The organism is Nocardia sp. NPDC052112, assembly GCF_040680135.1.
Lineage (GTDB): Bacteria > Actinomycetota > Actinomycetes > Mycobacteriales > Mycobacteriaceae > Nocardia.
This window is the reverse complement of record NZ_JBFAWD010000012.1, coordinates 229,508-239,641: the sequence shown is the minus strand read 5'-3', so window position 1 is coordinate 239,641 and position 10,134 is coordinate 229,508. Positions and strand designations below refer to the sequence as shown.

Sequence of the window (10,134 nt, the reverse complement as noted above, 5' to 3'; positions counted from 1 at the left end):
CGCATACGCTTCGACGACTCGGCTGTGTGGCCGCACCTTCGGCGCGAACGCGCGACGGGCCACGAACATCGCTCGCAAGACTCGCTCCGTCGGGGCCACTGATAGCGGGGTGTCCGGCACCCGATGTACACGCACCAGACGGGCGAGTCCCGCGACTTCGTCGCATACGCTTCGACGACTCGGCTGTGTGGCCGCACCTTCGGCGCGAACGCGCGACGGGCCACGAACATCGCTCGCAAGACTCGCTCCGTCGGGGTTGGGTCGACTGACAACCTGCTCGTGTTCGCTATGAATGTGTGCCGACCGGGGCCATGGGAACGGATGACGTGGCAGCATCGTTTCCCACAGTGAAGTGAGCGCGGCGCGCCGGAACGAAACCAGGCCGACGCCGACGTCGTGAGATCGATGAGGAAGGATATGCGCTCGAGCGACGACAGGCGGCGCGAGCGTGCGGCCCGGGAGTAGCTTCCGCGGCCACGGGGCCCGGGAGCGCCGCCAATTGGAGACAGACTAGACATAGGGGCACGCCGGTGGATTTCAATGTCGTTGATCGTCCCGAGACGCTCGTGGCGGGCACAGTGCTGCGCAGCCCGGCGCTCGCGGTCGAGGGACCGCGCCGCGCCAAGGTCGAGGAGGCGTGGAAACGCAATCTGGCCCGCACGCTGCCCGGACCGCCGACGACCGCGTATGTGGACCACGCGCCGGAGATCAACTCCTACCTGACGCATATCGTCGGCTACCGCTGCCATACCCTCGCGGATCTGCTAGCGGGCGATGTGTTGGCGCGGGTGCCCGCGGGACGGTTCGCCCGGTTCACCCTCAGTGGCGACAATCTCGGCGACACCATCGTGACCATCTGGCGCGCGGTATGGGATGCCGAGGCCGCCGGACGTTTGGTGCGTGCCTATACCGGTGACGTGGAACATTATCCGGACGCGCGCACGGCCGAGGTATTCGTGGCGCTGGCAGACGAACCGGTCGACGGTTAGGAACAGCTGTGGACTTCGAAATTGTCACATTGGACGCAAGCCTGGTCGCCGGACTCACCGTCCCGCTGGCCGGACGCGAGGTGACCGCCCGCGACCTGGACCTGGTGAACTTCACCTGGGACCGGTATCTGGCGCGGGAGAAGAATGTGCCGCGGGTCGCGGCCTATATCGGCCAGAACGATCACGCCGTCGCGATTCTGGGCTACGAGATCGCCGATATGGACGATATGGATGCCGGTGATGTGCTGACCCGCGTCCCGTCCGGACGCTACGCGAAATTCGTTGTCTCCGATAAGCCCTACGATCTGCTGCGCACCGCATGGGCACAAGTCCGCAAGGCCGAGAGTGCGGGCACCATCACCCGCTCGCACACCGCGGAAATCGAGCGCTACACCGGACCTACGTCGGTGGAGGTGTACGTCTCGCTGGATTGACTTGCCGAGGTGCGTCGGTGACTCGGAGACGGGTTCAGCGTCTGAAACAAAGCTGAGGTCAGAAACAAAATAGGGCCGGGCTCACGGATTTCCGTAGCCCGGCCCTGGACGTCGCTCACTAACCACATCAGGTTTCGAGCGGAGCGAGATCGAAGCAGGCGCCGTTCGCGGCCCGGCTTGCGTCCGAGTGGCCGAAGCGCATGCGACGAAGTCGCGATTCTCGGTCACTCGGGACGCAAGCCATCAGGGAGCCGCGAACACGCAGCGCCGCAGGCGCTGCAAATTAGACACTGTCGATGATGAACGCTTCCAGCTGAGCGCGCGCGATGTCGTCCGCCAGCTGCTTCGGCGGGGACTTCATCAGGTAGGCCGAGGCCGGGAGGACGGGCCCGCCGATGCCGCGGTCCTTGGCGATCTTCGCGGCGCGCACCGCGTCGATGATGATGCCCGCCGAGTTCGGCGAATCCCACACCTCGAGCTTGTACTCCAGGTTCAACGGCACATCACCGAAGGCGCGACCCTCGAGGCGCACGTAGGCCCACTTGCGGTCGTCGAGCCAGCCGACGTGATCGGACGGGCCGATGTGCACATCGTTGGCGCCCAGTTCCTTTTTCAGGTTGCTGGTGACGGCCTGGGTCTTGGAAATCTTCTTCGACTCCAGGCGCTCGCGCTCGAGCATGTTCTTGAAGTCCATATTGCCGCCGACGTTCAGCTGCATGGTGCGGTCGAGCTGCACGCCGCGGTCCTCGAACAGCTTGGCCATCACGCGGTGGGTGATGGTGGCGCCGACCTGGCTCTTGATGTCGTCACCGACGATGGGAACGCCCGCCTTGGTGAACTTTTCGGCCCACACCGGATCGGAGGCGATGAACACCGGCAGCGCGTTGACGAAGGCGACGCCCGCGTCGATGGCGCACTGGGCGTAGAACTTGTCCGCTTCCTCGGAGCCGACGGGCAGGTAGGAGACCAGGACGTCGACCTTGTTGTCCTTCAGCACCTGCACGACGTCGACCGGTGCGGCCTCGGACAGCTCGATGGTCTCGGCGTAGTACTTGCCGATACCGTCCAGCGTCGGACCACGCTGCACGACAACGTCGCTCGGCGGCACGTCGGAGATCTTGATGGTGTTGTTCTCGCTGGCGAAGATCGCCTCGGCCAGGTCGAAGCCGACCTTCTTGGCGTCGACGTCGAACGCGGCGACGAACTTGACGTCGCGGACGTGGTACCGGCCGAACTTGACGTGCATCAGACCGGGCACGGTCGCGGTCTCGTCCGCATCCCGGTAGTACTGCACGCCCTGGACCAGCGAGGAAGCGCAGTTACCCACGCCGACGATGGCGACGCGGACTTCGGTGGCGTTTTCAGCCTTGTTGACTTCACTCATGGCCGATATTTCCCTCTTTCTGTGGTGCCGCCTTCGTCGATTGCTCCGCCGCAATCAACTCGTTGAGCCAGCGCACTTCGCGCTCGCTTGATTCCAGACCGAGCTGGTGAAGTTGGCGGGTATAGCGATCCAGCGAGCCACTGGCCTTCTTGATCGCCTCCCGCAGACCCTCTCGGCGCTCCTCGACCTGCCGACGCCTGCCCTCCAGGATCCGCATCCGCGCTTCCGCGGGGGTGCGGCTGAAAAACGCCAGGTGGACGCCGAAGCCGTCGTCGGTGTAGTTCTGCGGTCCGGTATCGGCGAGCAGTTCGGTGAACCGCTCGCGCCCGGCCGGAGTCAGTTGATAGACCCGTCGCGCACGACGGGTGACGCCCGCGACGTTCTCCTCGGCGATCAGCCCATCCATTTGCATGCGACGCAGCGTCGGATAGAGCGAACCGTAGGAGAAGGCCCGAAACGGTCCGAGCAAACCGGTCAGCCGCTTGCGCAGCTCGTATCCGTGCATGGGCGCTTCGAGGAGCAGCCCGAGGATTGCCAACTCGAGCATCGGGCTTCACCCCCTGACTTGTGTGCAGACCTAACCGATGGATGCGACTTCCCACTATATCGGAGCGATATAAACGTGCATAGTCGTCCGCGATATAAAGCACCGTCTGTGCGGGTTGCGGATGGTCCGACGGTGGAACGAACCGGGGTCGCTCCACCGTCGGTGATCTGCCGCTAGTCGATACCGAATGGCGCGGCGTAGCGGACTGTGCCGTTCGGCAACGATCGCGCCGGGTCGAGCGTCAATGCCATCAACGCCTCATCCGGCACCTCGATGCTCAGGCCGATGCCGTACTCGGATGCCTTCCCGAAGCCGAAGCGCGGGTAGTAGGTCGGATGCCCGAGCACAATGACGAAGGCCTCGCCCAGTTGCTCCGCCGCGTCGAGTCCGGCCCGGATCGCGGCGGCCCCGGCACCCGACTTCTGATATTCGGGCAGTACCGCGCACGGTCCGAGACACAACGCGGGCGTGGTGTCGACATGGCAGCGGGTCAGCAACGCGTAGCCGACCGGAGTGTCGTCCGGCAGTGTACTGACGATCGAGAGTCCGTCCATCCAGGCGGAATCGGCACGCAATGCGTCGACCAGATCGGCCTCATCGGCGCGCTCGAAGGCGGCCCGGTTGATCGCGTGGATCGCGGACGTATCGGCATCGGTTTCGGGGCGCGTGCGCCAAGAGATGGGGAAATTCAACGCGGATTCTCCGTATTCGTATGGTTCGGGCCCGATTTCGGACACGGCACCACCGTCACGCGAACCAGACGGCTCACCGCACGAACGCCGGATGAAGAGAGATTCAGACCGGGACCCGGGATATCTGAACAGTCCGGGCGTCGTGCGGGACGGCGGTCTTCGGCGCGGTCATTCCGCCCCACCTCCTCGGGCTGTACATCGGGTCGAATACGGACAGCGAATGCTAGCGCGCACAGTTACGAGGGGCCAGCGAATTACGGCCGCAGCAGATCGACTCGGGCTCCGCGTCAGCGACTGGGTGGGAAGACTTGCAAAGGCTCCCCGGTGACCGTCGCGGTCAGATAGCCCGACGCACCCGCCTGGTTCTTGGCATAGATCGCGACCGCGGGGTCCGAATCACTGCGGCCACTGGGCGGAAATTCGATCGAGGCGTGCGTGATGACGCCACCCGGCGTCTTGATCGACTGCGGCGCACCGGCCAGCAGCCCGGCGATGGCGCGCAGATCGATGCTCGCGAGGTCGAAGGTACGCACATCGGCCTTGCGGCCATTGCTACTGGTGTAGTCGTGGAAGCTGCCGTCATAGCGATATCCGACGGTCACGGTCGGATCGCCTGCGGCTTGCCGCTCGAACAACGCGTAGTCGGGATAGAGGGTGACCTCGTCGACCTTCGTATCACCGAACTCGGCCCGATATTCGTCGATGAAATACGCAAGGCCGGTACCAGTGGTGAGCACCGGCACATGTTCCAACCATCCGAACGGCCCGGACCCGCCCGAGGCGCAGCTCGCTATGCCGCCCGCCGCCGCACCGATGACCGCGGCCCCGGCAATGCATGCCACGGGCGCGAGCCAACGCCGCGGTCGACGGCGATCGACTCGAATCACCGGGGCATCCACCAGGTTCCGCGGAATCTGCAGATCGCCGATCAACTCGTCCAGGTCGCCGAATGCCTTGGCGCGCATGGCTTTCGCGGTGCGTTCGGCGTGTTCGTCAGCGGTGAGCTGCCCGTCGGCCAGCGCCGCGTCGAGCAGTCCGCAGACATCGGCCCGGTCGGTATCGCGGGCCCGGATTCCGCCATAGCGCGTCGTCGCCATCGATCATCACCCTTCGAACGGCCAGGCACGCACGATCTGCCCCGCCAGGGTGAGCAGGAGGTACCCGGATTCGTTGAACTGGTTGCCCGCGAAGATCCGCACGATCGTCGCACCCTTCGCGATGCCATAGGAGCTATAGCCACCGGTCGCGTCGACTTCCACATCCATATGCGTGACAACTCCGTTCGGCACCTTCAACACGGTGGGCGCGGTTGCCAATAGGTCCGACACAGCGGCGACGTTCAGCTCCGTCAGATCGGCTGCGGGCGTATCGGTCTTGCGACTGACGGGGGCACCGCTCTGCGCGAATCCGCCCCGGTAGTCGTAGCGAACCTGCCGATTCGGCTGACCGGGTACCGCACGCGCAACCGTGGCGTAATCGCCGAACAGGGTCAGCGCATCGACCTGCGGATCACCGAACTTCGCCCGGTATTTCGCCAGGAAGTGTGTAACCCCTTCGCGGGTGAGCAGATTCGGTGTCGCGACCACCACCGGTTGCACCGCACCGAGATCGGGCACGGCGGCGCCGACAGGTGCGACGGGTGGTGCATCCGATATCGCGGCACCGCTGGTCAGCGCGAAAGCGGCGACGGCCGAACAAACCGACGCGGCGGTCACACCGATCACATACCAGCGTCGGCGATTCGATCGCGGTGGTGTCGGCGGCAGCGGCGCATCGGTCGGCCGTTGCAGGTCGTCGACCAGATCGGCCAAATCGCCGAGTGTCTTGGCCCCCTGCGCCAATTCGCCGAGGGTCTGATGCTCCTCCTCGGTGAGCTGACCGTCCCGGCGGGCGCTGTCGAGTAGCTGCCCGGTTGTGTCGCGATCGGCGTCGCGGGCTCGGGTGTGATCGGGATAACGGCCCGTGGATCCGGCGCGGCGCAAGGGGTTTCGTACCGGTGTCGGCGCGCCCGGTACCAGATCGCGTACCGCCGAAGGAACCTGGAGATCGTGGGTGAGCCGGTCCAGATCGGCGATGGTCTTGGCGGTCTCGGCCCTGGCCGTACGCTCGCGATATTCATCGGCGCCGAGCTGCCCTTCGGCGTAGGCCGCATCCAGCACACTGGACGCATCGGCACGGTCGAGGTCACGCGCCCGCATACGCCCGGATGCTGCCGTTGACCGCCCGGATGTAGCGGGGGACACGGGAGAATCGTAATCCGCCGATGGCGGCAACGCCCCAGTTCAGCAATGAATACCGGTCGGTCGATCCCGTACAGCCCAGCGCGGGTCGCGCGCGGCCCCGCTACTCTGGTTCTCGTGCGAATTCAGCGGCAGGTAGTCGACTACGCTCTTCGGCGTCGGTCGCTGCTCGCTGACGTCTATGCGGGCCGTGTCGATGTCGCCGAGGTTTGTGATGCCAATCCCTACCTTTTACGCGCGGCGAAGTTCCACGGTCGGGGGAGCGAGGTCACATGCCCCATCTGCCGGAAAGAGCAATTGACGCTCGTATCCTGGGTCTACGGCGACGGCCTCGGCCCGATGGCGGGTTCGGCTCGCACGCCAGAGGAATTGATACGCCTCGCCGAGACTCGCGAAGAGTTCTCGGTCCATGTCGTCGAGGTATGCCGGAGCTGCAGCTGGAATCATCTGGTGCAATCCTATGTGCTCGGTACCGCACCGTCGCCGACGCGGCGGCGCAGCGGCACCAGGGCCAACCGGCGCACCGCAGCCGAATGATGTGCCAGGTCATCTGCCCGTCGGGTGACACGCGGAGCCTCGACGCGTCCGCCGCGGCGATAATCGTCGCACCGCGCCCCGCAGACCATTACGAGTTATGGAGATCTTGTCAGTGAATTCGCCCTACGAGACTTCCCCCTACGGCGATGAACCGCACGGCGGCCGCACTCAGCGAAGTTCACCTCAGCCTCCGAATCCCTATCCCGGTCAGCGACCGGCCGGTCCCCCACCCGGTCGGCCCGGTCCCGGTGGTCCGCGACCACCCCGGGGGACGCCAGCCGGCGAAGCCGGCGGGGGTGGTCAACCCGAGCGGGGTTATCCCGGCGAGCCGCGCGGTCCGCAACCGCCGCGACGGCCGGGTCCGCCACCGCAGGGGCGGCCGCCGCAAGGCCGGCCACTACCCGATAACGCGCCGCCCGGCGCGGGGGCCACACAGAAGATCGAACGCCCGAATCGGCAGCCCGGTTCGCTGTCCGACGCCGTCGCCGAGCGCAACCGCCGCTCGGCCCCGCCCACCGGTCCCCGCCCGGCCACCCCTCGGCCCGGCCAGGATCGCCCCGGCGCCCGGCGCCCCAATGGCGCCGGCCCCACCACCGGCGAGCGCCGCGCGACCGCGGGCGCGCCGCCCTCCGGACCGCCGCCGCGCCGCAACGGCGGTAACGGTGGTCCGGGCGGACCGGGTGGACGTCGTCCCGGTGCGAAGAAGAAGTCGCCGTGGCGGATCGTGCGCCGCGTTATCTACGTCCTGCTCGCCCTTTCCATCGTGGTGCCGAGCGTGGTCTTCCTGATCGCCTACACCACGGTCTCGGTACCCCAACCGGGTGACATCCAAACCAACCAGGTCGCGACGATCCTCGCCAGCGACGGCACCTCGGTGATCAGCAAGGTCGTGCCGCCGGAGGGCAACCGCACCGACGTCACCATCGACCAGATTCCTCCGCATGTGCGCAATGCCGTGATCGCGGCCGAGGACCGGGATTTCTACACCAACCCGGGCTTCTCGGTCTCCGGCTTCGTCCGCGCCGCCAGAGATCAAGCCCTCAACAAGGAGAGCGCGGGCGGTGGTTCGACCATTACCCAGCAGTACGTGAAGAACGCGCTCGTCGGTGACGAACACTCGCTGACCCGCAAATTGAACGAGCTGGTCATCTCGGCGAAGATGGCACGCCAGTGGAGCAAGGACGAAATCCTTGCCGCCTACCTCAACACCATCCCCTTCGGTCGCGGTGTGTTCGGCATTGATGCCGCGGCCAAGGCCTACTTCGCCAAGCCGATCCAGGAGCTGACCGTGGCCGAGGGCGCGGTGCTCGCCGCCACCATCCAGCAGCCCTACGGCCTGGATCCGGAGCGGAATCCCGAGGGCGCGAAGTCGCGCTGGAACTATGTGCTCGACGGCATGGTCGCCGGCGGCAATTTGAAGGCCGAAGAGCGCAAGGCCCAGCAGTACCCGGCTGTAGTCCCGCTGGCCAGCACCAAGGACAAGAGCCTGGATTCCGGACCCGAGGGGCTGATCAAGACTCAGGTGCTCAAGGAGTTGGAGGCCGCGGGCATCAGCGAGCAGAAGCTGAATACCGCTGGGCTCCAGATCACCACGACGATCGATCCGAAGGCCCAGCAGGCCGCCGTCGACGCCGCGCAGAAGAAGATGCAGGGCGAGCCGGAACAGCTGCGCGCGGCGGTGGTTTCGGTGGATCCGAAGACCGGTGCGGTGCGCGCCTACTACGGCGGCGACGACGGTCAGGGCTACGACTTCGCCAATGCCGGTCTGCAGCCGGGATCCTCGTTCAAGGTCTTCGGTCTCGCGGAGAACCTGGAACTGGGCAAACCGCTGTCGGAGATGTACGACAGTTCGCCGATCACCGTGAACGGCATCAAGATCACCAACGTCGAAGGCGAACAGTGCGGCACCTGCACCATCGCCGAGGCGCTCAAGCGCTCGCTGAACACCAGCTTCTACCGCATGGAGCTGGATATGCAGAACGGCCCGCAGAAGATCGCCGAGATGGCGCACAAGCTCGGCATTCCGGAAACCATTCCGGGCGTCGGGAAGAGCCTGGTCGAGCCGGACGGTTCCGCGCCGAACAACGGCATCGTGCTCGGCCAGTACCAGGCCAGGGTGCTCGATATGGCCTCGGCCTACGCGACACTGGCCGCCTCCGGCGTCTACCACGCACCGCACTTCGTCACCAAGGTGGTGACCGCCGACGGGCAGGTGCTGCTCGACCGCGGTGACGTGGCCGGTGAACGACGGGTATCGGCAGCGGTGGCCGACAATGTGACCGACGCGATGAAGCCGATCGCGGCATGGTCGCGCAATCACAACCTGGCCAACGGCCGCGAGTCGGCGACCAAGACCGGTACCGCCCAGCTGCTCGACACCGGCGAGAACAAAGACGCCTGGATGGTCGGCTACACCCCGTCACTGTCCACCGCGGTCTGGGTTGGCAGCGTGGACAACTCCCCGCTGCGCAACTACAGCGGCGGCATGGTCTACGGCTCCGGGCTGCCCTCGGATATCTGGAAGGCCACCATGGACGGCGCGCTGGACGGCACCCCCAAGGAGACCTTCCCGAAGCCCGCCCCGATCAAGGGGCAAGCCGGTGTGCCCGCCTGGTCGGCACCGTTCACCCCGCCGTCGACGACCGAGTCGCCGCTGGTGCCGCCGATCCAGATCGTCCCGAATACGATCGACACCCCGTTCGGACCGATCCAGATTCCGGGCGTGCAACCGCAGACGCAGCAGCGTCAGCCACAACAACAGCAGCCGGAGTCGACGCCGCTACCGGGTCAGCCGACAGCTAATCCGGACGGATCGATGCCCTCCACCACCGGGTCACCGCAATCCGGCGGCACCGGGAATGGCAACAGCGGCCAACCGACACGAACCCGGTAGCCTCATACGATCAAAGGTCTGGTCAGCAAACCGCGGCTGACCAGACCTTTGTCAGATCCTCGGAATCAGACACTCGTGATGTACCAGAACCCATTCGGATCCTGGTAGCACTTGTCGTGGACCCCAGCCCAGCTGAGGCATTCGGTGAAGGAACCGTAACCCTTCAGCACCACATAGGAGCCATCCGAAATCCGAACGCACCTGTCGCGTACTCCGGCCCAGGTCAGGCATTCCGAGTACGACCCATATCCCGCCGAAGCATTGCCCGCGAATCCGACAAGTGCGGCACCGGTAAGCGCCGCTGTAGCCACAAGTCTCGTGAACATACCCACCCCGTTTGAATGGTCGGCAGCGTATCCTGCGCCGATCCCATTCGACGATAACACGATGAGTTCGCTTGTATGAGCGATCAATCGGC

At 65.7% G+C, this 10,134-nt stretch carries 10 protein-coding genes; 4 read left to right on the top strand and 6 right to left on the bottom strand.

Going from position 1 to position 10,134, the window contains the following annotated elements; genetic code table 11:
- The first annotated feature begins 530 nt into the window (after positions 1–530).
- A complete protein-coding gene (locus AB0L58_RS24360; protein WP_364389895.1) occupies positions 531–989 on the top strand; it encodes an effector binding domain-containing protein in 459 nt (152 codons plus the stop codon).
- 8 nt (positions 990–997) lie between these two features.
- Positions 998–1,423, top strand: a complete 426-nt coding sequence (locus AB0L58_RS24355) for a GyrI-like domain-containing protein (protein WP_364389894.1) — start codon at positions 998–1,000, stop codon at positions 1,421–1,423.
- A 283-nt stretch (positions 1,424–1,706) separates the two neighbouring features.
- Here AB0L58_RS24355 and AB0L58_RS24350 read toward each other — a convergent pair whose 3' ends face one another.
- The 5 genes from AB0L58_RS24350 to AB0L58_RS24330 all read right to left on the bottom strand — a co-directional run bounded on the left by AB0L58_RS24350 (position 1,707) and on the right by AB0L58_RS24330 (position 6,244).
- Positions 1,707–2,807: an inositol-3-phosphate synthase gene (locus tag AB0L58_RS24350; RefSeq protein WP_364389893.1), complete on the bottom strand. Its 1,101-nt coding sequence runs from the start codon at positions 2,805–2,807 to the stop codon at positions 1,707–1,709.
- A complete protein-coding gene (locus AB0L58_RS24345; RefSeq protein WP_364389892.1) occupies positions 2,800–3,354 on the bottom strand; it encodes a PadR family transcriptional regulator in 555 nt (184 codons plus the stop codon). Before AB0L58_RS24345 ends, AB0L58_RS24350 begins: the two co-directional genes overlap by 8 nt.
- A gap of 173 nt (positions 3,355–3,527) precedes the next feature.
- Positions 3,528–4,082, bottom strand: coding sequence for an N-acetyltransferase (locus AB0L58_RS24340; protein WP_364389916.1), 555 nt, complete (start codon positions 4,080–4,082; stop codon positions 3,528–3,530).
- Positions 4,083–4,333: 251 nt separating this feature from the next.
- Complete coding sequence (locus AB0L58_RS24335) at positions 4,334–5,143, bottom strand: DUF1707 domain-containing protein (protein WP_364389891.1); 810 nt, start codon at positions 5,141–5,143, stop codon at positions 4,334–4,336.
- A 6-nt stretch (positions 5,144–5,149) separates the two neighbouring features.
- Positions 5,150–6,244 (bottom strand): DUF1707 domain-containing protein, encoded by a 1,095-nt coding sequence (locus AB0L58_RS24330; protein ID WP_364389889.1) that lies wholly within the window; start codon positions 6,242–6,244, stop codon positions 5,150–5,152.
- Positions 6,245–6,403: 159 nt separating this feature from the next.
- Between AB0L58_RS24330 and AB0L58_RS24325 the strand changes: the two genes are divergently transcribed.
- Both AB0L58_RS24325 and AB0L58_RS24320 read left to right on the top strand, forming a co-directional pair.
- The gene (locus tag AB0L58_RS24325) at positions 6,404–6,823 is read left to right on the top strand and encodes a DUF5318 domain-containing protein (protein WP_364389888.1); all 420 of its coding nucleotides are present in this window, start codon (positions 6,404–6,406) and stop codon (positions 6,821–6,823) included.
- A 721-nt stretch (positions 6,824–7,544) separates the two neighbouring features.
- The gene (locus AB0L58_RS24320; RefSeq protein ID WP_364389915.1) at positions 7,545–9,716 is read left to right on the top strand and encodes a transglycosylase domain-containing protein; all 2,172 of its coding nucleotides are present in this window, start codon (positions 7,545–7,547) and stop codon (positions 9,714–9,716) included.
- A 65-nt stretch (positions 9,717–9,781) separates the two neighbouring features.
- Here AB0L58_RS24320 and AB0L58_RS24315 read toward each other — a convergent pair whose 3' ends face one another.
- A complete protein-coding gene (locus AB0L58_RS24315) occupies positions 9,782–10,027 on the bottom strand; it encodes a hypothetical protein (protein WP_364389887.1) in 246 nt (81 codons plus the stop codon).
- Positions 10,028–10,134: the final 107 nt, after the last annotated feature.